Consider the following 23,949-nt stretch of genomic DNA (forward strand, 5'->3'; position numbering starts at 1 on the left):
GCGGTCAGCTCCTGGTGGACGTGCGGAGGGTGTGCTCGTAGAGGTGCATGAGGTGTTGTGCGCTGCGTCTGATGTCGTAGTGGGTGACGGCTTGTGGCGGTGGGAGGCGGCGCGGGCCCGCGCCGCGATGCCGCTCCAGTTCCTGCCGCAGTTCCCGCCGCAGTTCCTGGACCAGCAGGGCATCGTCGGCGCTGACGCGCTGCGCGCCGAGGCAGTGGTCGGCGGGCAGGTCCTCCAGGGCGGGGCACGCCGCGTACAGGACGGGCAGTCCGGCGGCGAGGGCCTCGACGATGGCAAGCCCGAACGCCTCCTCGTGGGAGGTGGAGACGAACACGTCCATGGCCGCCAACAGGCCCGGAATGCCGAGGTGTTCGCCGTCGACGTCGCATGCCCCCGGCATGTGGACCCGGTCGCCGATGCCGAGAGCGGCCGTCAGGGTGTGGAGCCCGGCTCGCTCCGGGCCGTCGCCGACGAGCAGCAGATGCACCCCTGGAACGTCGGCCACGGCGCGCAGCAGGACGTCGAAGCGCTTGCCCGGGCTGAGCCGTCCGACCGCGCCGACCACGAAGGCGGCGCGGTCGAGGCGCAGCGCGTCCCGGGTACGGCGGCGCCGCGCCGCGTCGTAGCGGAACTGCTCGGCGTCGATGCCGTTCGGCACGACGTGGATGCGCCGCGCGGGTACGCCCCAGTTCCGCAGGCGCTCGGCGACGGTGTCCGAGACGGCGACGGTGGCCCGGCTCAGCCGCTCGGTGAACAGATACAGGGCCCGGTTCCCGCGGGTCAGCGGCCGCCCCTCGATGCGGTGCCGCCCCAGTGAGTGCTCGGTGGCGATGGCGGGCACCCCCGCGAGCCGGGCGGCAAGACGGCCGTACACGCAGGCCCGGTACAGGTGGGTGTGGACGAGGTCGTAGCGCCCGGCCGCGATGAACCGGGTCAGTCTGGGCAGCGCGCGCAGATCGCGGTTGCCGCGCATGCCCAGGTGCGTGACCGACACCCCGTCGGCCCGGAGCTGGTCGGCCACCGGCCCGGGGTTGGTGAGGGTCAGGACCTCGCTGTCGGCCGGGAGATGCCGCAGCAGGATCCGCAGTTGCTGTTCGGCGCCGCCGATGCCGAGGCCCGTGATGACGTGCAGGGTTCTCATCGGTGTTCGCTCACGGGTCGAGTGGCGGAAGGCCGGGACACCGGAACCGAGCCCCGATGAAGGAGCTGCTTGATACGCAGGCGCAGCGCGCGGTCGGCCTGGCTGATGTGCACCCGGGGCAGCGCGAACGCGCCGTGCAGCGGTTCGGGGGCGATGGCGCACGCGTACGCGTAACCGGCCGCGCGCACGGCGTCCACCACCTGCTGGTTCAGCGTTCCGTACGGGTAGCAGAAGCCCTGCGGCGGCTGCTTGGTGACGTGGGCGAGGGCGGCACGGCTGTCGCGTACCTCGCGGTGCAGATCGGCGGGCGAGAGCCGGGTGAGGTCCGTGTGCAGCAGGCCGTGGGAGCCGATCTCCATGCCCGCGGCGGCGGCCGCACGGATCGCGTCCCGGGACAGCAGGCGCTTATGAGGGCCCAGCGAATCCCAGCTGTTGACGCCGTCCAAGCGGCCCGCCAGGACGAACACCGTGGCCGTGAAGCCGTGTTGCCGCAGCACCGGTAGCGCGTCGGTGAGGAAATCGGCGTACCCGTCGTCGAAGGTCAGACCGACCAGTTCCCGGCTCCGCCCCGCCTCGTGGGCGCGCAGCAGGGCGGCCACGCTCACCCCGGTGAGGCCCCGGCCGCGCAGCCACCGCAGCTGGTGATCGAGGCGCTCGGGCGTGACCGTGATGCTGTACGGGTCATACGTGGCGTCGTCGATGGAGTGGTACATCCAGATCCACGGCAACCGCGTCCGGGAGAGCGGTACGGGGCGGGCCGCCGCCGTGTCAGCGCGCATGACGGGCCTTTCGACGGAGTAGGTCCACGAAGTCGGTTACTTCCGGCGCCCGCAGGGCCGCGGCCGACGCGGCGAACAGCGCGGGCACGACCAGGCACCCCAGGGCGAGGCTGAGCAGCGGGTCCGGGACGTACGGCCCGAGGAACCAGCCCGCGCTCGCGCTGACCGCCGCGGCGACCACGAGCCGGGCCAGGGTGAGCAGCGTGCCGCTGACCCGAAGGGGCAGCACGCGCGGGCCGAGGCCGCGCAGCAGCAGGAGGGCCGTGACGCTGATGCCGATCGCGTTCGCGGCGGCGATGCCGTACGCCCCCCACTGGCCGACGCTCGCCGAACCGGCCGCCGTGGTGGTGGCCAGACCGGCGGCCATGGCGGCCGGTGGATACCAGGTGGGACGGCTGGTCGAGAAGAACGGGCGGCACAGCGCGCCGACCAGACAGTGCCCGAGCAGGCCGAGGGCGTAGACGCGCATGACGCCCGCGGTGGCGGCCGTGTCGGTGGCGTCGAAGGCCCCGCGGTGGAACAGGACTTCGATGATCTGCGGGGCGTAGCCGACCACGAGCGCCGTGCCGGTCAGAACGACCAGGGCCGCGCAGGCCAGGTCCCGCTCGACCCGGCGCCGGGCCCGTTCCGGGTCGCCGTCGGCCATGGCCTGGGCCACGACCGGGAAGGTGACCGTACAGATCATCAAGGACAGCACCATGGGCAGCTGGGCCACTTTTTGCGCGTAGTTGAGGTGCGAGATGGCGCCGTCGGGGAGCCCCGCGGCCAGGAAGCGCTCGACGACCACCTGGGACTGGCGGCTGACGGTGAACAGGACGACGGGCGCGAGCATCCCCAGGCTCATCAGGACCGGGCGCGGCGCGGCGACTCTCCCGGCTCGCGGCGGCGGAACGGAGGCGCCGGAAGCGCGGCGGCGCAGAAAGGACGGCAACTGCACGAGCACCATCAGGGCACTGCCGAGGGCGACCCCCGCGGCCGCGGCGCGAATGCCCCACGCGCCGTGCAGCACCACCACCGTGCCGATGATGCCCACGTTGTACGCCACATAGATGGCGGCGGGCGCCAGGAAGCTGCCGTGCGCGCGCAGCGCGGCGCTGAAGTAGCCGGTCAGACCGAACGTGAACAGCGTGAACGCGGTCAGCCGGGTGCAGGCCACGGCCATGTCCGGTCGGCTCAGCCCCGGCGCCAGGAGGTGGACGACGACCGGTGCGGCCACCATGAGCAGCAGCGCCGCGCACGCGAGCAGCGTCAGCAGCCGCGGCAACGTGTCGGCGATCAACTCGCGTACGGGGTCCGCCTTGTGCGGGCGGGGGCCGCGTTGGGCGAGGGCGTGGCTGAAGGCCGGTACCAGGAGCAGCGCCATGCCGTCCTCGATCAGCAGCGTCGAGGCCATCTCCGGGACGGTCCACGCCACGAGGAAGGCGTCGCTCTCCGCGCCCGCGCCGAAGAGGTGAGCGATGGTCTGGTCCCGCACCAGGCCGAGGGCGGCTCCGGCCGTGGTGAGCGCGGCGGTGCACACGGCCGCCCTGGCCAGGAAGCGGCCCAGGCGTTCCGGACCGACCCCGGTTGCGGGCAAGGGTGCGGTGGGCGCCGGGTTCTTGACCGTTTCGTTCATGGCCGTCCGCGCTCCGCCGGATCTCCCATCTTGCCCGAGCCGGCGGCGTGGGTGGCGGCGCCCAGAGCCCACCAGGCGCACAGACCGAGCACGATCCCCGTCAACGAGGTCGAGGGGCCGCCGATGTCCGCGTAGAGGAAGTTGATGAGGTGCCAGACGAGCAGCCCGATCGCGACCAGGCCGCAGTCGGCGGGGAGGCCCGATCGGCGCGCCCGGAACGTTCGGCGTACGGCGAGGACCAGCACGGCCAGCCAGCTGCCGACCAGCGTAAGCAGCCCCAACAGGCCCTGTTCGCCGAGCACGAGCAGATACATGTTGTGCGGGGAGAGCAGCGGCTGACGGTGGAATTCGCGCCCGGCACCCCCGGTGTCGCCGGCCGATGAAAGGGCCAGCCCCGCGTGTGCGTCCCGGTGGGCGGCGAACCCCTTGAGCCCCACGCCGGTCACCGGGTCCTCGCGCCACATCCGGGCGGACGCGGCCCACATGGTGTAACGGTCGGTCACGGACTGGTCCGGTGCGTCGGTGACCTGAGTGATGCTGGTCAGACGCTCGGCAAGCAGGTCGGAGCCGACGCCGAAGCCACCGATCAGGACGACGAGCGCGGCCACCGAGGCGACGAGGAACCGGAGCAGGCGGCGCCATCCGGTGAGGGCGACGAGTCCGCACAGCGTGATCAACGTGGCGATCCAGGAGCCGCGGCTGAACGACAACGCCAACGGCACGCACAGCACGCCGCCCGCCGCGAGCAACGCCGGACGCCACCACGCGGGACGGCCGGGAGCCGGATCGAGGGCGAGCGCCGCGGCGACCACGAGGCCGAGCGCCACGACGGTGGCCATGCCCATCACGTCGGTGGCCCCGAACGTGCCGACGGCGCGGATGTCCTGCCCCATGTACGACGCGCCGGTGCCGGTCACGTACTGCTGAAGCCCGATTCCGCCCTCAACGAGGGCAAGCAGCACCAGACTTGCGGCGACGATCCGGAAGTCCGCCGCGTCCCGGATCAGAAGAAGGAGGGCCGCCGGTACGAGCACGAAGACCTGCAGATAGCGGATCAGCCCCGGCAGCGCGGCCACCGGGTCCGCGGCCGTCACGGTGGCCACGGCCACGCCCACCGCGGGCGCCGAGAGGACCAGAACGGCCGTCAGGGACAGCGGACGGGAACGGCGCCGCAGCGCTTGGACCGCGCACCCGCAGACCAGCAGCGCGGTGGCGACGTCCGCGGGCGTGACGCTGGGCGTGTTCGCGCCCCCCTCGGTATAGGGGACGGCCAGCAGGAGCACCGGGGCTGCCAACAGCACGGCGAACCCATGCGCTGGCCGGGACGCTCCCGGTCGGCCCGACGGCAGCGGATTCCGGGTCATCGCAGCCGTGGTCATGCTCAGCCCCCTCCCGGGCGCAGCAGCGAGGCGACGGTGCGCAGGGCGACGCACACGTCCTGCCACAGCGTCCACGTGTTGACGTACCGGTTGTCGAAGCGAGCCCGGTCGGCGATGGAGGTGTCCCCGCGCAACCCGTTGATCTGGGCGAGGCCGGTGAGGCCGGTGGGCATACGGTGCCGGGCCGCGTAGCCGGGGTACTCCTGGGCGAACTTCCGCACGAAGTAGGGCCGCTCGGGGCGCGGGCCGACCAGGCTCATGTCGCCCCGCAGCACGTTCCACAGCTGCGGCAGCTCATCCAGCGAGCTGCGCCGCAGGAAGGTGCCCACCTTGCTCATCCGGGCATCTCCCGCGACGTTCCACCGCGTGTCCGACTCGGTCTCGTCGACCGGGCGCAGGGTGCGGAACTTGAGCAGGGTGAACGTCCGCTCGTCCTGGCCGACGCGTACTTGGCGGAACAACACGCCGGGCCCGTCGGCCCACCGTACGGCCACGGCACACAGCGCCATGACCGGGCTGAGCAGGACGATGGCCGTCCCGCCGAGGACGATGTCGATAAGACGCTTCGCGTACATGGCCGTTGACCGACCGGGGCGGGTCCGCAGCGCGTGCGCGGGATAGCCGTACAGGTCATCCGGGAGCGCCCACGGCGGGGACATGAGCTGGTCCTCCTCGCCCGTGTCGACGAGCCACACCTGAAGTCCGTACGCGTCGAACAGCCGCATGAGGTCGGGCGCCACCAGCGCGGACGATCCCCACGAGCGAGCCATGACGACGTGCTGTACCCCGTTCTGGATCACCGCGCGCAGGACGTCGGCCCGGTCCCGCAACAAGGGGAGCGTGGGAATCCGGCGCTCCGAGGGTGGCGGCGGGACGCGGTGCGAGGTGGCGACGCCGACGGGGTGTAACCCGAGCCGCGGCTGCTGCTGCAGCAGACTCACCAACTGGTAGGCGTCGGTGCCCCGTCCGACGACCAGTGTGGGGCGCGGCCGGCGCACCAGATGCCATCGCCGCATCCGGTAGACCAGCGCGCGGGCGGTGCACAGCAGAAGGACCTGCCCCCCGATGGCGAGGGCCAGGGCGGACCACGACAGCGCATGCCGCGGATCCCGCGCGGCGACAAGCGCGGCGGCCGCACACCAGGTCAGCGCCGCGCACGTGGCCACGGCAGGCATCTCCGCAAGCGCCGAGCAGCTCAACCGCGGGGCATAAAGGCCGCGGCGCAGGTGCAGCACGCTCTGCGCGAGGACCAGCGGTACGGCCACCACCACGGGGCGCTCAAGCCCCGGCGCCACAGCACAAGCGACCGACACGGCCACCACGTCGCCGACGACCAGGGGAGCGGCCATCCGGCCGCGTGCCGGGGGAGCGGGGACAAGCCCCTGATGCCGCTCCTCGACCGCATCCGCCGGGCGTACGCGGGCCGCGGCGGCTGTGGGCGAAGGTGCGCTGCCGGTCGTCATGCGCTCAGACACTCACGTGCGGCAGACCTGGTCGGAGCCACTCGGCGGTACAGGTCCATGACGGCTTGCGCGGTACGGCGCACATCGAACGCCTGGGCGTGGACGTACGCCTGCTGGGCCATCGCCTGCCGCAGCGGGACGTCGACGAGCAACGTCGTGAGGGACCGCGCCAGCGCTCCCGGGTCGTCCGGGGGTACAAGGGCCAGCGCCCGGTGCTCGGGCGGGAGGCTCTCGCGCGCTCCGTCGACATCGGTGACGACGACCGGGCGCCCGGTGGCCATCGCTTCCAAGGGCGCCAGGGCCATGCCCTCCCAACGCGACGGAAGGACCACCAGGTCGGCCCGCCGAAGCCAGGGCAGTACGTCGGTCACCGATCCGGCGAAGTCCACCTGCGCGGGGGCCGCTTGCTCCCATTGCGTACGGAGTGGCCCGTCACCGACCAGGATCAGGCGGGCGTCGGGAACGGCCGCGAGCACCTCGGGCCAGGCCTTCAGGAGCACGTCCTGGCCCTTCTGGCGGCACAGTCGGCCCACGCACATCACGAGGGGGGAGCAGCGGGCAGCCACGGCGGGTGCCGGTGGGGGAGTGAAGCGCGACAGGTCGACGCCGTTGGGGATGACCTCCCAGCGCGCCGTGATGCCCGCGGCCTGCCCCGTGGCGCGCTCCGCGGCGCTGACGCACAGAACGCGGTCGGACCAGCGTGCGGCGAAGCGCTCCCAGCGCAGGGCGGCCTCGGCCAACGGCCCTTGGACGGCGGCGAAGGACCAGGCATGGGGCTGATAGATCGTGGGCACGCGGCCGCGCACCGCAAGCCGCGCGGCCAGTCCGGCTTTGGCGCTGTGCGCGTGCACGATGTCGGGTCGGCAGGCCCTGATGAGCCGGGCCGCTTGCCATGTCTCCCGGGCCAGTTGAGGACCGGGTGACCGCGTGGCCCGCCAGGTGTGGACGTGTGCGCCCGCCTCGCGCAGGTCCCCGACGAGCGGCAGTTCGGGATGGCACGCCACAACGGCCCTCATACCGGCGCGCAATTGTTCCCGGACCAGGTCGGCGACAACCCGAGGCACTCCTCCTCCGCCAGGCTGAAGGATATGAAAAGCCGTGAAGTTCCGGTCTTCTGTCATGGTCTCGTGCGGCACGTTCGGCTTTCTGTAAGCAGGGCCGAAAAGGTGGACCCGGGGCGTAGAGAGGAAACTCTAGTTGACGCCGGGCAGATCTAATGAAAACGCGCCGCGGGACCGTCGGGTACCACCTGAGTGGTGGTCATGAGGCCCGGTATCGCTACGGAATTCTGCAGCGGAGATCGGCTGCGGAACCGTACGCGACCGTCTGCGATACGTATACGCAGCGCTGCAGGAAGGGAACAATGAACGCGGAAACTCGAGTTGGGGGCCCGGAAGGGGCCCCCAACTCCACGCAGTCCAAGGTGTGTTGTGCCGGAGGAGAGGCACAATGGCTCGACGACGCGGAGCGTCGGCGGCTGGGAGCCAGCACCCGCTCGAGAACCGCTCCTCCTCAGTACATCATTGGGCGCGGCTCAGCAGGCGCGGGTATCACCCATTTGCCAGCTCGAAAACATGGCCGCCCGGCTTTCGGGTGGGCTCGAGAAAGCAAACGTTAACGGGTTTCCATATCTTGAGCTGGTCGGAGTTGCCGGGTCATGAACACGCTGTTCGGGTCCGGGCGGTAGTCCGCGAACGGCTCGCAGTAGGCGAAGCCGAACTTCTCGTACAGCTTCCGGGCGGGCAGGAAGAAATCGGCCGAGCCGGTCTCCAGGCTCAGCCGGGTGAAGCCCATGCGCCGGGCCTCGGCAGTGATGTGGTCGAGCAGGAGCGAGGCGATGCCGCTGCGCTTGCGCGCCTGCGTGGTGCGCATGGACTTCAGTTCGGCGTGCGTCGGCTCCAGGGCCTTGAGCGCGCCGCAGCCCACGATGGAGCCGCCGTCCTCGACCGACCAGAATGTGACGTCCGGCTTACGCAGGGCGTCGAGGTCGAGGGCGTGCTTGCTCTCCAGGGGCGTGAGGGACCGCATCTGTTGGACGTGCTCGTCGAGGAACGCGGCGATCTCCGGGCCGGAGAGGTCGTCCACCTTGATCTTCACTGTGCTTCCCGTCCGCGGATCGTCGGCCATCCGGGGAGTTTAGGACACGTGATCCAGGCCCTCGCGGGGGTACGGGCCCGGGCGGTGGTGGAGGTAGCGGGGCGGGGAGGACGGGTCGGCGGTGTGGGACTTGGCGTTGAGGGCCTCGGGGGTGGTGCCGGTCCAGCGACCGGTGTTGAGGCGGTCCTTCAGCGTGTGGAGGGCGGCGATCCGTTCTCCCGGGGAGAAGGTGCAGTGCCCCGGGGCGTCGACGTAGGCCTGGCGGAGCAGCGGGAGGCGGCCCGCGGTGGTGACGGTGTCGCGGTAGGCGCTCTCGGACTGGGCGGGGATCAGGCCGTCGCCCGTGGTGTGGACGTTCAGCTGGGGCTTGCGCAGCGCGCCCGTGAAGGCGATGTTGCGGGTCATGTAGCGGACGGCGGCGGGGTCGGCCTTGATGCGGGGGGAGTTGGCGAGGGTGCGCAGGTCGTCGGGCAGGGAGCGGCCTGCTGACTTGTAGAGGGCCTTGACCTCGTCGCAGGTCGCTGAACGGCGCAGCATGGTGGAGTAGTTCACGTCCGTGTTCCCGGACATGTTGCCGCCTGCCCGGGCCTCGGCCTTGTACCGCCAGGCGAAGGCGGGGTGCTGTACCAGGCCGCTGAGCGCGTCGTACTGGTTCGCCTGTGCCGTGGCGTGGTCGGAGGGGGCGGGGCGGGGTTGGGACGGGTCGTTCCAGGCGGGGATGTTGTGCAGGGCGGCGGCGAGGACGATACGGGCGCGGCCGGTCGGGGTCTTCTGGGCTCGGGTCAGTACGGTGCTGAGGTTCTTTGCCGCGGTGGTGGCCTCGGTCGCGTCCGTGAAGCCGGTCAGGGGGAAGTCGGCGTTCGGGGCGAGCAGGGTCGTGAGGGCGAAGACGGGGTCCAGGGTGGAGTTCCAGTTGGCCACGCCGCCCTGGACGAGGCCGCACAGGGACAGTGAGCCGTCGATGCGCTGGGCGTGGCGTTCGGCGATGGCGGTGGTGACCAGGCCGCCGTAGGACTCGCCCCAGGCGAGGGTGCGGCGGGCCGCGCCGACCCGGTCGGTGAACGTGGCGAGGGCGGCGAGCTGGTCGGGTACGGCCTGTTCCACGGCCCAGCCGGTGGTGGTGGCGGCTTCGGCACTCGCTTCGGCGGTCGCTTCGGCGGTCGCTTCGGCCGTGGTGAACAGCGGGCTTTCGGCGACCGCGAGTCGTACGTACAGGCCCACGGCGAGCAGGATCAGGCTCAGCAGGAACGGGATGAGCCAGCCCCAGGTGGTGAACTGCTCGTCGGGCAGGGTGCTGAGCCCGGCCGGGGCGGGTGCGCCGCCGCAGTTGAGGGTGCGCAGGGAGGAGAGGTCGGCGGTCTCCCAGCGGGGGCGGTCCGCGAGGCGTTCGTACATCGTGGGCACCCCGAACATGAAGGTGATCCGGTGCCGTTCGACGAGGTCGAGCGTGGCGTCCGGGTCGCAGGACTCGACGAGTACGCAGGTGCCGCCCTTGAGCAGGACCGGCAGGGTGAGCATGTTGAGCCCGGCGGTGTGGAAGAGCGGCGCGCACACGAGGGCCGCCTCGTCGGCCGTCAGGTCGGTGTCGACCAGAACGTTCACGGCGTTCCATGTCAGGTTGGCGTGCGTGAGCATGGCGCCCTTGGGCAGCCGGTGGTGCCCGAGGTGTACATGAGGATGCACAGGTCGTCGCCGGTGACGGTGGCGTCGATCCGTACGGTGGGTGCTGCGGCGATCAACTCCTCGTACCGCGCGCCTACTTCGAGGCGAACCGTGAGGTGCGGTGCCTCCTTCGGGGCGGGTACGAGGGGGTGTGCGCGGGGCGTGGACGAGGGCCATCGCCCCCGAGTCGGTGAGCTGGTAGGCGATCTCGGGGGCGGCCAGGCGGCTGTTGAGCGGGACGAAGACCGCTGCGCTATTTGGCCACCTGGAGGGAGCGTTGCAGCGCGAACTCAGCGAACGGCTCGGCTACGACCCCAGTGCCATCGTCGGCCTCGTGGACGACCTCGAGAAGAAGGAGTTCGTCGAGCGCCGCCCCGCGCCCGGTGACCGGCGTCGCCGCGTCGTCGCCCTGACCCGGGCCGGTGAGGCGTTCCTGAGGGGCACCGACGAGGCGAGCCACCGCGTCACGGACGAACTGCTCGCCCCGCTGTCCCCGCGGGAACGCGAGACACGGCACGCGTTGCTACTGCGGGTTGCCCGTCCGCAGTGATTCCGCCGCGTCCGAAACGCGGCGCAGCAGCTCGAGGAAGGTCTTCTGCTCCACCGGATCCAGCGGCGAGAGGAAGATCTGGTTCATCCGGGCCGTCCGCGGCGACAGCTTGCGGTGCACCCGACGGCCCTCATCGGTGGCGCGCAGCACCGAGCGGCGGCCGTCCTTCGCGTCCCGGACCTTGTCGACCAGACCACGGCCGACCAGGCGGCGGATCACCTCGGCGACGGTGGAGCGGTCGAGCCCGACCCGCTCACCCACGGTGCGCTGATCGAGGTCGTCCTCGCCGACCAGGGTGTTGAGCACCGCGAACTGCGGCGACGTGACCTCCTCCGACACCATGGAGGTCCACAGCAGCGTGTGCGCCTGCTGCAGGCGCCGGGCCAGGTGCCCGGGGTGGCTGCCGAGGTCGAGCGCGGGCACGGCGCCCCCTTCCTTGGATGCTCCTTGCACTGAGGGTCTTGACCCTCCGTGCTGCATGATGTCACGCTCCGGTTCAGCCTCAGATGCTCAGTGCACTGACTATTTCCTTGCTGCTTTCGGTCAGTCTCCGGTGTGAGTCCGGTGTGAGGGAGGAGCGGACGGATGGACAAAGTGGTGCCCACGGCCGCGCGGGCCGTGGCCGACATCCGCGACGGAGCGACGCTCGCGGTCGGCGGCTTCGGGCTCAGCGGCGTACCGAACACGCTGATCCAGGCGGTGCACGAGACCGGTGCCCGCGGCCTCGGCGTCGTGTCGAACAACTGCGGCGCCATGGAGTCCGGCCTCGCCGTCCTGCTCGCCGCGGGCCGGATCGCCCGCGTCACCGGGTCGTACATCGGCGCGAACAAGGAGTTCGCCCGCCAATACCTCGCCGGGGAGCTGGAGGTCGAGCTGATCCCGCAAGGCACCCTCGCGGAGCGGCTGCGCGCGGGCGGCTGCGGCATCCCCGCCTTCTTCACGCCCGCGGGTGTCGGTACGCAGGTCGCGGAGGGCGGGCTGCCCTGGCGGTACGACGGGCAGGGCGGGGTCGCGCTCGCCTCGCCGCCGAAGGAGGTGCGCGAGTTCGACGGCGCCCCGTACGTCCTGGAGCACGCGATCCGCACCGACTTCGCTCTCGTACGCGCGGCGAAGGGCGACCGGCACGGGAACCTCGTCTTCGCCAAGTCCGCCCGGAACTTCAACCCGCTCGCCGCGATGGCGGGCCGGGTCACCATCGCCGAGGTCGAGGAGCTGGTGGAGCCCGGCGCGATCGACCCGGACCACGTCCACCTGCCCGGGGTCTTCGTGCAGCGGGTCGTGGCGCTCACCCCCGAACAGGCCGCGGACAAGCAGATCGAGAAGAGGACGACCCGAGGAGAGAGGCCGACGGCCCGAGGAAAGAAGGGCATGACGCGATGAGCTGGACACGGGAACAGATGGCCGCCCGCGCGGCCGCCGAACTGCGCGACGGCGAGTACGTCAACCTCGGCATCGGCCTGCCGACGCTGATCCCGGGCCACCTCCCCGACGGGGTCCGCGTCGTCCTCGAATCCGAGAACGGCATCCTGGGCACCGGGCCCTTCCCGTACGCGGACGAGGTCGACCCCGACCTGATCAACGCGGGCAAGGAGACCGTCACGGTGCTCCCGGGCGCCTCGTTCTTCGACTCGGCGCTGTCCTTCGGGATGATCCGCGGCGGCCACATCGATGCCGCGGTACTCGGCGCCATGCAGGTCTCCGCCCGCGGGGACCTCGCCAACTGGGCCGTACCCGGCAAGCTCGTCACCGGCATCGGCGGCGCCATGGACCTGGTGCACGGCGCCCGCCGGGTCATCGTCACCATGACGCACACCGCCAAGGACGGCAGCCCGAAGATCGTGCCGGAGTGCGAGCTGCCGCTCACCGGGCGCGGCTGCGTGGACCGGATCATCACCGATCTCGGTGTGCTGGATGTGACGGAGGGCGGTCTGGTGCTCGTCGAGTGCGCGCCGGGGGTCGGGGTTGATGAGGTGGTGGCGCGGACCGCGGCGCCGGTGCGGGTTCCTTGGCGGGTCGCCGAGGGGGTTCGGTCGTGACAGCTGTCCCACCCACTCAGGACACCATCGACCGCGAGATGGCGCGGCAGCGTGAGGCCTACGAGAAGTCCGTCGCCGACGGCGGTCCGCGCAGTCATCACCCGGCCCGGGACTACGCCCCCTACCGCTCCAGCGTGCTGCGGCACCCGAAGCAGCCGCTGGTCTCCATAGCCGCCGCGCAGGATCCGGAGGCCGTCGAGCTGGGTTCGCCCGCCTTCGGCGAGACCGATGTCACCGAGCTCGACAGCGATCTCACCCGCCAGCATCAGGGGGCGCCTCTCGGTGAGCGGATCACCGTCAGCGGGCGGCTGCTCGATCGCTACGGGCGGCCCGTGCGCGGTCAGCTGATCGAGCTCTGGCAGGCCAACGCCTCCGGTCGGTACGCCCACCAGCGCGACCAGCACCCCGCGCCGCTCGACCCCAACTTCACCGGTGTGGGGCGGGTGTTGACCGGTGACAACGGCAGTTACGCCTTCAGCACGATCAAGCCGGGCGCCTACCCGTGGCGGAACCACACCAACGCCTGGCGGCCCGCGCACATCCACTTCTCGCTCTTCGGCTCCGCGTTCACGCAGCGCCTGATCACGCAGATGTACTTCCCGAACGACCCCCTCTTCGCGTACGACCCCATCCTGCAGTCCGTCACCGACGCCGCCGCACGCCAGCGCCTCGTCGCCACGTACGACCACGCCTTGTCGCGGCCGGAATGGTCCCTCGGGTACCGCTGGGACATCGTGCTCGACGGCCCCGCCGCCACCTGGATCGAGGAAGGCCGCTGACATGACGACTTCTGACTCGCTGCCCCCTACCCCGTCCCACACGGTGGGGCCCTTCTACGGGTACGCGTTGCCGTTCCCCGGGGGCGGGGACGTTGCCCCGGCGGGGCACCCCGACACGATCACCGTCCACGGAACGGTGACGGACGGGGACGGTACCCCCGTCCCGGACGCCCTCGTGGAGTTCTGGGGACCCGGCCCGGATGGCGAACTCCCGTGTGTCGGTGGGTCGTTGCGGCGTGATCCGGTGACCGGTGGGTTCCTCGGCCGTAACGGCGTCGACTTCACGGGCTTCGGGCGGGTGCCGACCGACGCGGACGGCCACTGGGCGGTCCGCACGCTGCGGCCCGGCGGCCGTGGCGGCAACGCCCCGTATCTGAGCGTCTGCGTCTTCGCCCGCGGGCTCACGCACCATCTCTTCACCCGGGCGTATCTGCCGGAGCCGGAGGAGGCCCTGGCCGCCGACCCGCTGCTCGCCCGGCTCCCCGAGGCGCGACGGGCCACGCTGGTGGCGGCCGCCGAACCGCACGGCACCTACCGGTTCGACATCCGTCTACAGGGTGCGGCGGAAACCGTGTTCCTGGAGTTCGTATGACCCCCACTCCTGGTGCCCCCGGCCTGCTCGCCCCCGGCAGCGCGGGGTCGCCCGCCGAGGCCGCCACCTCCGACGCCGCGTTTCTGCAGGCGATGCTCGACGCCGAGGCTGCCCTCACCCGCGCCCAGGCCGCGCTCGGCACAGGGCGGTCTGTGCCGGGCGTCCCGGGGCAGGCGGGACTTCCGACACCGGCACCGGCACCGGCACCGGCCCTGGCCCTGGACCGGGCGGCCGAGGCCGTCACCGAGGCCGCCCGCGCCGACCGCTTCGACCCGCGCGACCTGGCGCTACGGGCCCGCTCCGGTGGCAACCCGGTCATCCCGCTGGTCGCCGACCTGAGGGCCGCGGTGCCGGAGGCGTACGCCTCGTACGTCCATCGCGGGGCCACCAGCCAGGACATCCTCGACACGGCGGCGATGCTCGTCGCCTCCCGGACCTTGGCGCTCGTCCTCGCTGAACTGGACCGTACGGCCGAGGCGTTGGCGACCCTCGCCGCCGAGCACCGCGACACCCTCATGCCGGGCCGCACCCTCACCCAGCACGCCGTCCCGACGACGTTCGGCCTGAAGGCGGCGGGCTGGCGGGCGCTTGTGCTCGACGCGCGCGACCGGTTGACGGTCGTACGGGAGGCGCTGCCGGTTCAACTGGGCGGTGCGGCGGGGACGTTGGCTGCCTTCGAGGCGTACGCGGACGGGGCCGAGGGCGCGGATGAGGTCGGGGTCGGGGTCGGGGGAGCGGAGGCAGTCGGGACCGGTCTGCGGCTGCTCTCCGCCTACGCCCGCGAACTCGGCCTCGCCGAACCGCCCTTGCCCTGGCACACCCTCCGTACCCCCATCGCCGACCTGGCCGGGGCGCTCGCCCTCACCGCCGGTGCGCTCGGCAAGATCGCCGCCGACGTGCTTGTTCTCTCCCGTACGGAGATCGGTGAGGTGAGCGAGGGCGCGGGTGGTGGCTCGTCCGCCATGCCGCACAAGGCCAATCCGGCGCGGTCCACCCTCATCGCCGCCGCCGCGCGCCGCGCTCCGGCGCACGCCGCCGTGCTCTACGGCTGCGTCGCCGCCGAGGACGAGCGGCCCGCCGGGGCCTGGCACGCGGAGTGGGAGCCGCTGCGCGACCTCCTTCGGCTGGTCGGGGGAGCGGCCCGGGACGCCACGGAACTCGTCACGGACCTGCGCGTGCACCCGGAGCGGATGCGCGCCAACCTTGACCTGACCGGCGGGTTGATCGTCTCGGAGCGGCTGACCGCCGCGCTCACCGCGCGCGTCGGCCGGGCCCGGGCCGAGCGGGTCCTGACGGATGCGGCACGTGCCTCTCGTACAACAGGAGCGGGGCTGGCCGACGTACTCACCGACGTACTCACCGACGTACTGACGGACGAACTGGGCGATGACCTCGGTGACGATCTCGGCGACGACCTCGACCTGTCCCACCTCACCGACCCCACCCACTACACCGGTTCCGCCGGGGCGCTCACCGACCGTGCCCTGAAGCGGCGTTGAGCCATGCATGCATGAACGTAGGAGATCATGACCGACACGCTGCACCACCGTTCCGAAGGCCCCGCCACCGCGCCCGCCCTGCTCCTCGGCCCTTCGCTCGGCACCTCGACGGCCCTGTGGGACGCGGTCGCGCCCGAGCTGAGCACGGCCTTCCGTACCGTCCGGTGGGACCTGCCGGGACACGGACGATCGCCTGCCGGTCTGCTCGGCCCGGGCGCCACGGTCGCCCAACTCGGCGCGCTTGTCTTGGACTTGGCCGACTCGCTCGGCCTGGACCGGTTCCACTACGCCGGGGTCTCGCTCGGCGGCGCGGTCGGCCTCTGGCTGGCCGCACACCACCCCGAACGGGTCGACCGGCTCGCCGTCATCTGCTCGTCGGCGCACTTCGGGCCGCCCGGGCCCTGGCGTGAACGGGCCGCTCTGGTACGGGAGTCCGGTACCGGGCCGGTCGCTGAGACCGCGTCCGCGCGATGGTTCACGCCTGAGTTCACCTCGGGCCGCACCGATCCGGAGTGCGTCCCGCGGCTGGTCGAGGACCTGCGCCGGACCGACCCCGAGGCGTACGCCGCCTGCTGCGATGCCCTCGCCGTCCTCGACCTGCGGAACGACCTGGCGTCGATCACCGCCCCCACGCTGGTCCTCGCAGGACGGCAGGACCCCGCCACGCCGCCCGCGCACGCCCGGGAGATCGCGGATGCCGTGCCGTGCGCGACGCTCACCGAACTGGCCGACGCCTCGCACCTGGCGCCCGCGGAGCAGCCCGCGGCCGTGACCGCCGCCCTGCGCGAGCACTTCAGCGGATCTTGACGAGTCATAGCCCGAAGTTCTGTTACGGCCGCATGTATTGACAGCCAATCAGGGGCCGGGCAGCATCCGCCGCAGTTAATTAACTATCTAGTGCGTTAACTGTTCCCCGAGGAGTTCACGTGACCGCTCACTCGCAGGCCGGGCACGCGCCGTCCGGGCCACCCCAGGGCAAGCCCCGTAAGGCCGCCTTCGCCGCCTGGATCGGCAGCGCCCTTGAGTACTACGACTTCTTCATCTACGGCAGCGCCGCCGCTCTGGTCTTCCCGAAGGTCTTCTTCGACCCGGGTGACCCGGCCACCGCGACCCTGATCTCGCTGGCGACGTTCGGTGTCGCGTACGTTGCCCGGCCCGTCGGCGCGCTCTTCCTCGGTCACTTCGGGGACCGGCTCGGCCGACGGAAGGTCATGGTCTGGACGCTCATGCTGATGGGCCTGTCCACCTTCCTCATCGGCTGCCTGCCCACGTACGCGCAGATCGGCACCGTCGCCCCCGTACTGCTCGTCCTCATGCGCGTACTCCAGGGCCTGTCCGCGGCCGGTGAGCAGGCCAGCGCCAACGCGATGACGCTGGAGCACGCGCCCGAGCACCGGCGCGGCTACTACACGAGCTTCACTCTGAACGGCACCCAGGCCGGACAGATCCTCGCGACCGTGGTGTTCATCCCGGTCGCCGCGCTCCCCGGCGAGCAGCTCTACACCTGGGGCTGGCGCGTTCCGTTCCTGCTGAGCGCCTTTGTCGCCGTCGCGGGCTACGTCATCCGCCGCACGCTCGACGAGACCCCGGTGTTCCAGGAAGCGTCCGCCACCCAGGACGTGCCGACCATGCCGCTCGCCGAACTGCTCAGGAATCACTGGGCAGATGTGCTGCGCGTGGTCGCGGCGGCGCTGATCGCGACCGTCAGCACGATCTTCTCCGTGTGGGCCCTGTCGTACGCCACCAGCGATGCCGTCGGTCTCGGCGAGTCGGGCATGCTCTGGGTCAACGGCTGCGCCAACGCCGTGGCGCTGCTCGCCATCCCGCTGTGGGCGCGGCTCTCGGACCGGATCGGCCGCAAGCCCGTCTTTCTCGTCGGCGCGCTCGGCTCCGGGGTGATGATCTACGTCTATCTGTGGGCGATCTCCACGGGCAGCTATCCGCTGGTGTTCGTGACCGGGCTGCTGTTCTTCGGTGTCGTCTACAGCGCGGCCAACGGCATCTGGCCCTCGTTCTACGGGGAGATGTTCCCGGCCCGGGTCCGCCTCTCGGGCGTGGCGGTCGGCACGCAGATCGGCTTCGCCGTCGCCGGGTTCTCGGTGACCTTCGCGGCGCAGATCGCCGGTCCGGACGGGGACAACTGGACGGGCGTCGCCCTCTTCACCGCTGTCTTCTGCGCGCTCTGCGCGATCGCCGTGGCAACCGGGCGCGAGACGCACAAGACGCCGACGGCGGGACTCGGGCTGCGGCCCGGAGTGGAACCGGCCGCGGTGCCGGAGCGGGAGTCGGGCGGAGTCCCCGCATGACCGTGCCGCCGCCCGCGTACCCGACCGTGCCGTCCTCGTATCTCACCGGCCTGATCGGCTCCGGTATCGGCCCCTCGCTCAGCCCCGCGCTGCACGAACGCGAGGCGGACCGGCACGGCGTACGCCTGGTCTACCGCACCCTCGACCTCGACGAGCTCGGCGTCGTGCCCGAGGGGGTCGGCCGACTGGTGCGCGCCGCCCGCGACCTCGGCTTCGACGGCCTCAACATCACCCACCCCTGTAAACAGTTGGTGATCGAGCACCTGGACGAGCTGGCCCCCGAGGCCGCCGAGCTCGGCGCCGTGAACACCGTCGTCTTCCGGGGCGGGCGCGCCATCGGGCACAACACCGATGTCAGTGGCTTCGCCCGGTCCTTCGCCCGCGGGCTGCCCGACGTGCCGACCGGCCACGTCGTCCTGCTCGGCGCGGGCGGGGCGGGCGCCGCCATCGCCCACGCGCTCCTGACACTCGGCGCCGACCGGCTCACCCTGCTCGACACCGACCCCGCGCGCGCCGCCGGGCTCGCCGGGTCGCTCAACGAACGCTTCGGCCCGGGGCGCGCGGCCGCCGCCGGGACGCGGGACGCGGCGGGCCACCTCGCCACCGCCGACGGACTCGTGCACGCCACGCCCACCGGCATGGCCGCACACCCCGGACTGCCGCTGCCCGCCGAACTGCTCCGCCCCGACCTGTGGGTGGCCGAGGTCGTCTACCGCCCGCTGGAGACCGAACTGCTCCGCGAGGCCCGCGCGTTGGGCTGCCGCACCCTCGAAGGCGGCGGCATGGCCGTCTTCCAGGCCGCCGACGCCTTCCGCCTCTTCACCGGGCTCACCCCGCACACCGAGCGGATGCTCACCGACATCGCCGGTCTCGCGGCCGCCCCGGCGTAAGCCGCCACCCCGGCGTCAGAGGAGAACAGAAGCATGCGTCGCACGTCCCGCAAGTCGATCGCCACCGTCTCGCTCAGCGGCCCGCTCTCCGAGAAGCTCACCGCCATCGCCACCGCCGGGTTCGACGGCGTCGAGATCTTCGAGAACGATCTGATCGCCGGGCCGCTCAGCCCCGAGGAAGTACGGCTGCGCTGCGCCGATCTGGGCCTGAGCATCGACCTCTACCAGCCCTTCCGCGACTTCGAGGCGGTCCCCGCCGATCTCCTCGCCCGCAATCTGCGGCGCGCGGAGCGGAAGTTCGACGTGCTGGAACGCCTTGGCGCGGATCTGCTCCTGGTCTGCTCCAGCGTCTCGCCGGACGCGATCGACGACGACGCACGCGCCGCCGAGCAGCTGCGGCTCCTCGCCGACCGGGCGCAGCGCCGCGGCATCCGTATCGCGTACGAAGCGTTGGCCTGGGGCCGCCATGTCCATACGTACGACCACGCCTGGCGCATCGTCGAACGGGCCGACCACCCCGCGCTCGGCACCTGCCTCGACAGCTTCCACATCCTCTCCCGCGGCTCCGACCCCAAGGGCATCGCGGGCATCCCCGGCGAGAAGATCTTCTTCCTCCAGCTGGCGGACGCACCGCTGATGGCGATGGACGTCCTGCAGTGGAGCCGCCACTACCGCTGCTTCCCCGGCCAGGGCGGCTTCGACGTCGCGGGCCTGGTGGCGGCCGTCGTACGGGCCGGATACCAAGGGCCGCTGTCGCTCGAGGTGTTCAACGACGTGTTCCGGCAGGCCGGGGCGGCGAACACCGCCGTCGACGCGCTGCGGTCGCTGCTGCTGCTCGAGGAGTCCGCGGGGCTCGCCTCGCCGCCCGCCCCGGTCGTCCCGTCGGGCTTCGCGTTCGCCGAGCTCGCCGCGGCCGACACCGAGCCGCTGTGCGGGGTACTCGGGGCGCTTGGCTTCGCCCGCACCGGGCGACACACCTCGAAGCCGGTCGAGCTGTGGCAGCAGGGCGAGGCCCGGATCCTGCTCAACACGGGCGCCGGCGCCGACCGTACCGGCCCGGCCCTCGCCGCCATCGGCCTGGAGACCCCCGACCCGGCCCGGGCCGTGCGCCGCGCGGAGGCCCTGCTCACCCCCGTCGTACCGCGCCGCCGCGCCCCCCAGGACGCCCCGCTGGACGCCGTCGCCGCACCCGACGCCACGGAGCTGTTCTTCTGCCGTACGGATCGGCCCGATCACCTCGGCTGGACGGGGGACTTCACCGACGTACGCCCGCACGGGGAGAAGGACGAGATACCGGACGCGGCCGGGATCCGTCGCATCGACCACATCGCGCTGACCCAGCCCTGGCACCAGTTCGACGAGGCTTCGCTGTTCTACCGCAGTGTCCTTGGCCTGGCGGCGGACGACAGTCTCGATCTGGCCGACCCCTACGGGCTGCGGCGGAGCCGGGCCGTCGCGGCCGCCGACGGGAGCGTACGGATCGCGCTCAATGTCGCGCCGGGGCCGGGCGAGGGGGACGCCCGGCGTCAGCACATCGCCCTCGCGACGGACGACATCGTCACCGCGACCCGGCGCATCCGGGAGCAGGGCATGGAGCTGCTGCCCATCCCCGCCAACTACTACGACGACCTGGACGCCCGCTACGACGACCTGGACCCACAACTCCTCGCTGACCTGAGCGAGTTGGGCATCCTCTACGACCGGGACGAGCGCGGGGAGTTCTTCCACTGCTATACCGCTACGGTCGGGCGGGTCTTCTTCGAGCTGGTGCAGCGCACGGGCGGCTATCAGGGGTACGGGGCGCAGAACGCGGCGGTACGCCTCGCCGCCCAGCATGCGTTCCGGTACGGCGCGTGACGCCCGCGGTGGGGCCGGTGGGCGGCCGCCGTCGGGCGCGGTGGGGCGTGGGGAGGCCGTGGTTAGACTGACCGGCGCCGGAGAGTCCGCCCCGACGAGGAGCCGCATGCCCGCCGCCGTCCCCCCGCCGACCCCGTCGGCCAAGCGCACCCGGGACAAGGCCCGGACCCGGGCGGAGATCCTCGACGTGGCGACCGAGGAGTTCGCCCGCCTCGGCTTCACGGGCGCCCGCGTGGACGAGATCGCCGCCCGCATCCGTACCACGAAGCGGATGATCTACTACTACTTCGGCAGCAAGGAGCAGCTCTTCACGGCGGTACTCGAGCGCACGTACGCGGTCATCCGGCAGGAGGAGAAGGAGCTGGATGTCGAGCACCTCGATCCGGTCTCCGCGATCCGCCGCCTCGCCGAGCTCACTTTCGACCACCATGAGGCGCACCCGGACTTCATCCGCCTGGTCAGCATCGAGAACATCCACGAGGCCGAGCACATCGCCGCCGCCTCGAGCCTGGGCTCCCTCAGCTCCCCGGCGATCGAGGTCATCGGCCGCATCCTCGACGCCGGGCGCGAGCAGGGCGTCTTCACGGCCGACGTGGACGCGGTCGACGTACACGCGCTGATCAGCTCGTTCTGCTTCTTCCGCATCTCGAACCGGCACACCTTCCGTACGTTGTTCGGCCGCGACCTCACGGAGGCGTCCCGCCGCGAGCACTATCGGACGATGCTGGGCGACATGGTCATCGCGTATCTGACCTCGACGGACTGACCTCGACGAACTGACCTCGGCTGACTGACCGCGTACCTGACGGAGCATGGCGAAGAGCGCCCTTCTCGTGATGGACGTCCAGCGCGACATCGTGGCCCTCGCGGACGACGGCTCCGGATATCTGGACCGCCTGCGCGGCGCGATCGACGGTGCCAGGGCGGCCGGGATACCGGTGATCTACGTGGTCGTCGGGCTGCGCCCGGGCCTGCCGGAAGTCGGCCCGCGCAACCGGGCCCTGACGGCCGCCGCGCAGGCCGGACTCTTCACCGAGGGCGAGCCCGGAACCGCGATCCACGACGCCATCGCGCCCCGGGACGGCGATGTCGTGGTCACCAAGAGGCGGGGAAGCGCGTTCTCGGGCAGTGACCTCGATCTGGTGCTCAGAGCCCGCGGCATCGACAGCCTGGTCCTCACCGAGAAGCTGTTCCCGCAGTGGGCGGAGGTCGTCGCCGTTGAGGACTGGGTCAAGGCGGTGACGCCGTAAGCACCAAGTCCTCTATGTGCGCACACCGCGTGCCCCGCGCCCCCGTCAGGACTCGGAGCGGCGCATCCGGTCGCGTTGGTAGGCCTCCCAGTCCGCGGGGGGCCAGGTCGCTTCCGGGGCGGCCAGGCATACGTCGATCTCCACGCCGATGGTGCCCTGGAAGAAGTGGCCGATGTCCCGGACCAACTCCAGGGCCGCCACGGTACGTTCGCCCAGCGGGCGGGCCATCCGGTCGGTTCCGGAGGGGATGCAAAGGGGTTGGAAGCGGGCCTGGCGGAGCGCGCGGTCGGCCTGTTCGTCCAGGCCCGCGGTCAGGAAGCCGATCGCTCTGGCCAGGCGTTGGACGGATTCCTCGGCGCTGGAGTGGAGGTCGTGGATGCCGTGCAGCGTCTGGCCCGGACCGCCGGCCCGGGCCCCGTCCTCCCGCGGCGCGTCGGCGTAGAGGTCGCGGAGGCGCTCCTCTTCCTCCGCCAGCAGATCCTTCGCCCGGGCCATCACCCGGATCACGGCCACGAGTTCGTCGATGGTCTCGGCCATGCCAACCCCCAGTGCAGTCGGTCTGTGTCGACCGTACACGCAGGTCCCCCCGTTGAAACACTGGGCCGCGTACGGGACTTGGCGGGGGAGCGGCGCGGTGTGGCGGGCCGATGAGGAGCGGCGGGCAACCTGCGGCGCACCGGCGGCGACTTCACTGCGTACCGCCCCGGGCCGGGCTCGCCCCGCCTCGGCCCGGGGCACCGTCGACCGGCCTCGCCCCGGGCGAGGCAAGGAGGACCCGCAGTGAGCCGCACTCGCCTCCCCAGCACGGACCTCAATGTCCCCCAGCCACACCAGCCGACCCTGCCGCACCAGCGGCACCAGCGGCACCAGCCGCATCGAAAGGGCCGCTCGCACCGGTCCGACCGGGCCCGAAAGGAACGTGGTCCCCGTCGGCTCCTCTCGCACAAGGCGCTGCTTGTGCTGCCCGCCGCCGCCCTGCTCACCTTCATGCCGTCCACCGCGTCCGCGTACCCGAATCCGGGGCAGGTCACGGGGGACATCGTGGTGCACGACCCGACCATGGTGCGGACCGCGGCCGGGAAGTATCTGCTCTACTCCACCGGCGACGGGCTCCAGTTGCGCACCTCGACCGACCGGACCGCGTTCGGCCGGGACGGTTCGGCGTTCCCGACGCGGCCGGGCTGGTGGAGCGAGTACAACGCCGACTCGGATGTGTGGGCGCCGGACATCTCGTTCCACGGCGGGAAGTACCTGATGTACTACTCCGTCTCCAAGTTCGGCTCGAACACCTCGGCGATCGGCCTTGCCACCTCCACGACGGGCGAGCCGGGCAGCTGGACCGACCAGGGAAAGGTCTACGACTCGAACTCCTCCAGCGACTACAACGCCATCGACCCCAACCTCTTCGTGGACGGCGACGGTTCGTGGTGGCTGTCGTTCGGCTCGTGGTGGACCGGGCTCAAGATGATCCGCATCGACCCCGCGACCGGGAAGCAGCACGCGGGGGACACCACCCGGCACGCGCTCGCCTCGCGGCCGACGGGCACGAAGGCGGTGGAGGCCCCGTACATCGTCAAGCACGGCGACTCCTACTACCTGTTCGCGTCGTACGACGTGTGCTGTGAGGGCACCAACTCCACGTACAAGATCAAGGTGGGGCGGGCCAGCAAGGTCACCGGTCCGTACACCGACCGGAACGGCGTTCCGATGATGGAGAACGGCGGCACCCCCGTCCTGGAGTCGCACGGCCGGTACGTCGGGCCCGGCGGCCAGTCGGTGATGCGGGACGAGGACGGTGATCTGCTCGTCTACCACTACTACGACGGCCAGGACAACGGGGCGCCCAAGCTCGGCGTCAACCTCCTTGACTGGAGCAGCGGTTGGCCGGTCGCGCACTGACCGCCTGAATCGGGTGCCGCGGGTGTCGGGTGGTCACGCCCGCGGCACCACCATCACGTCCGTGCCCTTGCGCGGATCTCGCGCACCTCGTCCGCGGGCACTCCGTCGTCCACCACGAGCAGGTCGAAGTCGGCGAGCGGGGCCGGGGCGTACAG

The 23,949-nt window shown here is 71.7% G+C and carries 21 protein-coding genes and 2 pseudogenes; 13 read left to right on the forward strand and 10 right to left on the reverse strand.

Features of this window, described 5'->3' with window-relative positions; all coding sequences use genetic code 11:
- Positions 1-4: 4 nt before the first annotated feature.
- The 8 genes from ACWD10_RS24900 to ACWD10_RS24935 all read right to left on the reverse strand — a co-directional run bounded on the left by ACWD10_RS24900 (position 5) and on the right by ACWD10_RS24935 (position 10,157).
- A complete protein-coding gene (locus ACWD10_RS24900; RefSeq protein WP_451094577.1) occupies positions 5-1,141 on the reverse strand; it encodes a glycosyltransferase in 1,137 nt (378 codons plus the stop codon).
- Positions 1,138-1,920 (reverse strand): polysaccharide deacetylase family protein, encoded by a 783-nt coding sequence (locus ACWD10_RS24905; protein WP_451094579.1) that lies wholly within the window; start codon positions 1,918-1,920, stop codon positions 1,138-1,140. The genes ACWD10_RS24900 and ACWD10_RS24905 overlap by 4 nt, the downstream gene beginning before the upstream one ends.
- Positions 1,910-3,535 carry a murein biosynthesis integral membrane protein MurJ gene (murJ, locus tag ACWD10_RS24910; RefSeq protein WP_451094580.1) on the reverse strand — a complete coding sequence of 542 codons (1,626 nt, stop codon included), beginning with the start codon at positions 3,533-3,535 and terminating at the stop codon, positions 1,910-1,912. The genes ACWD10_RS24905 and murJ overlap by 11 nt, the downstream gene beginning before the upstream one ends.
- The gene (locus ACWD10_RS24915) at positions 3,532-4,914 is read right to left on the reverse strand and encodes an O-antigen ligase family protein (RefSeq protein ID WP_451094582.1); all 1,383 of its coding nucleotides are present in this window, start codon (positions 4,912-4,914) and stop codon (positions 3,532-3,534) included. The genes murJ and ACWD10_RS24915 overlap by 4 nt, the downstream gene beginning before the upstream one ends.
- A 2-nt stretch (positions 4,915-4,916) precedes the next feature.
- Positions 4,917-6,377: a sugar transferase gene (locus ACWD10_RS24920; protein WP_451094584.1), complete on the reverse strand. Its 1,461-nt coding sequence runs from the start codon at positions 6,375-6,377 to the stop codon at positions 4,917-4,919.
- Entirely contained in the window at positions 6,374-7,498 is a 1,125-nt protein-coding gene (locus ACWD10_RS24925; RefSeq protein WP_451094626.1) for a glycosyltransferase, read from the reverse strand. The genes ACWD10_RS24920 and ACWD10_RS24925 overlap by 4 nt, the downstream gene beginning before the upstream one ends.
- A 493-nt stretch (positions 7,499-7,991) precedes the next feature.
- Entirely contained in the window at positions 7,992-8,474 is a 483-nt protein-coding gene (locus ACWD10_RS24930; RefSeq protein WP_451094628.1) for a GNAT family N-acetyltransferase, read from the reverse strand.
- A 39-nt stretch (positions 8,475-8,513) separates the two neighbouring features.
- A complete protein-coding gene (locus ACWD10_RS24935; RefSeq protein ID WP_451094586.1) occupies positions 8,514-10,157 on the reverse strand; it encodes an AMP-binding protein in 1,644 nt (547 codons plus the stop codon).
- A 227-nt stretch (positions 10,158-10,384) separates the two neighbouring features.
- On the opposite strand from ACWD10_RS24935, the pseudogene ACWD10_RS24940 reads away from it, so the two are divergent.
- A pseudogene (locus tag ACWD10_RS24940) lies at positions 10,385-10,686 on the forward strand (MarR family winged helix-turn-helix transcriptional regulator); the annotation flags it as partial.
- On the opposite strand, the gene ACWD10_RS24945 reads toward ACWD10_RS24940, so the two are convergent.
- Positions 10,660-11,109: a MarR family winged helix-turn-helix transcriptional regulator gene (locus ACWD10_RS24945; protein WP_451094588.1), complete on the reverse strand. Its 450-nt coding sequence runs from the start codon at positions 11,107-11,109 to the stop codon at positions 10,660-10,662. The pseudogene ACWD10_RS24940 and the gene ACWD10_RS24945 overlap by 27 nt on opposite strands.
- A gap of 162 nt (positions 11,110-11,271) precedes the next feature.
- Between ACWD10_RS24945 and ACWD10_RS24950 the strand changes: the two genes are divergently transcribed.
- The 11 genes and pseudogenes from ACWD10_RS24950 (at position 11,272) to ACWD10_RS25000 (ending at position 21,895) form a co-directional block, all read left to right on the forward strand.
- Complete coding sequence (locus tag ACWD10_RS24950; RefSeq protein ID WP_451094590.1) at positions 11,272-12,066, forward strand: CoA transferase subunit A; 795 nt, start codon at positions 11,272-11,274, stop codon at positions 12,064-12,066.
- Positions 12,063-12,722 (forward strand): CoA transferase subunit B, encoded by a 660-nt coding sequence (locus tag ACWD10_RS24955; RefSeq protein ID WP_451094592.1) that lies wholly within the window; start codon positions 12,063-12,065, stop codon positions 12,720-12,722. Before ACWD10_RS24950 ends, ACWD10_RS24955 begins: the two co-directional genes overlap by 4 nt.
- A 38-nt stretch (positions 12,723-12,760) precedes the next feature.
- Positions 12,761-13,501 (forward strand): protocatechuate 3,4-dioxygenase subunit beta, encoded by a 741-nt coding sequence (pcaH, locus tag ACWD10_RS24960; protein WP_451094630.1) that lies wholly within the window; start codon positions 12,761-12,763, stop codon positions 13,499-13,501.
- Between the two features lies 1 nt (position 13,502).
- Complete coding sequence (pcaG, locus tag ACWD10_RS24965) at positions 13,503-14,093, forward strand: protocatechuate 3,4-dioxygenase subunit alpha (protein WP_451094594.1); 591 nt, start codon at positions 13,503-13,505, stop codon at positions 14,091-14,093.
- The gene (pcaB, locus tag ACWD10_RS24970) at positions 14,090-15,592 is read left to right on the forward strand and encodes a 3-carboxy-cis,cis-muconate cycloisomerase (RefSeq protein ID WP_451094596.1); all 1,503 of its coding nucleotides are present in this window, start codon (positions 14,090-14,092) and stop codon (positions 15,590-15,592) included. Before pcaG ends, pcaB begins: the two co-directional genes overlap by 4 nt.
- 27 nt (positions 15,593-15,619) lie before the next feature.
- Positions 15,620-16,393 (forward strand): annotated as a pseudogene (gene pcaD / locus ACWD10_RS24975) (3-oxoadipate enol-lactonase); the annotation flags it as partial.
- Positions 16,394-16,518: 125 nt separating this feature from the next.
- A complete protein-coding gene (locus tag ACWD10_RS24980) occupies positions 16,519-17,898 on the forward strand; it encodes an MFS transporter (protein ID WP_451094598.1) in 1,380 nt (459 codons plus the stop codon).
- Entirely contained in the window at positions 17,895-18,788 is an 894-nt protein-coding gene (locus ACWD10_RS24985; RefSeq protein WP_451094600.1) for a shikimate dehydrogenase, read from the forward strand. The genes ACWD10_RS24980 and ACWD10_RS24985 overlap by 4 nt, the downstream gene beginning before the upstream one ends.
- A gap of 33 nt (positions 18,789-18,821) precedes the next feature.
- Positions 18,822-20,645: a bifunctional sugar phosphate isomerase/epimerase/4-hydroxyphenylpyruvate dioxygenase family protein gene (locus ACWD10_RS24990; protein ID WP_451094602.1), complete on the forward strand. Its 1,824-nt coding sequence runs from the start codon at positions 18,822-18,824 to the stop codon at positions 20,643-20,645.
- 106 nt (positions 20,646-20,751) lie between these two features.
- Entirely contained in the window at positions 20,752-21,411 is a 660-nt protein-coding gene (locus tag ACWD10_RS24995) for a TetR family transcriptional regulator (RefSeq protein WP_451094604.1), read from the forward strand.
- A gap of 46 nt (positions 21,412-21,457) precedes the next feature.
- Positions 21,458-21,895, forward strand: coding sequence for a cysteine hydrolase family protein (locus ACWD10_RS25000; RefSeq protein ID WP_451094606.1), 438 nt, complete (start codon positions 21,458-21,460; stop codon positions 21,893-21,895).
- A 45-nt stretch (positions 21,896-21,940) separates the two neighbouring features.
- Here the strand turns inward: ACWD10_RS25000 and ACWD10_RS25005 are convergent, their stop codons facing one another.
- Positions 21,941-22,432 (reverse strand): hypothetical protein, encoded by a 492-nt coding sequence (locus ACWD10_RS25005; RefSeq protein WP_451094608.1) that lies wholly within the window; start codon positions 22,430-22,432, stop codon positions 21,941-21,943.
- Positions 22,433-22,882: 450 nt separating this feature from the next.
- On the opposite strand from ACWD10_RS25005, the gene ACWD10_RS25010 reads away from it, so the two are divergent.
- Complete coding sequence (locus ACWD10_RS25010; protein WP_451094632.1) at positions 22,883-23,794, forward strand: arabinan endo-1,5-alpha-L-arabinosidase; 912 nt, start codon at positions 22,883-22,885, stop codon at positions 23,792-23,794.
- Positions 23,795-23,949 lie beyond the last annotated feature (155 nt).

The organism is Streptomyces sp. NPDC002851 (assembly GCF_053591935.1).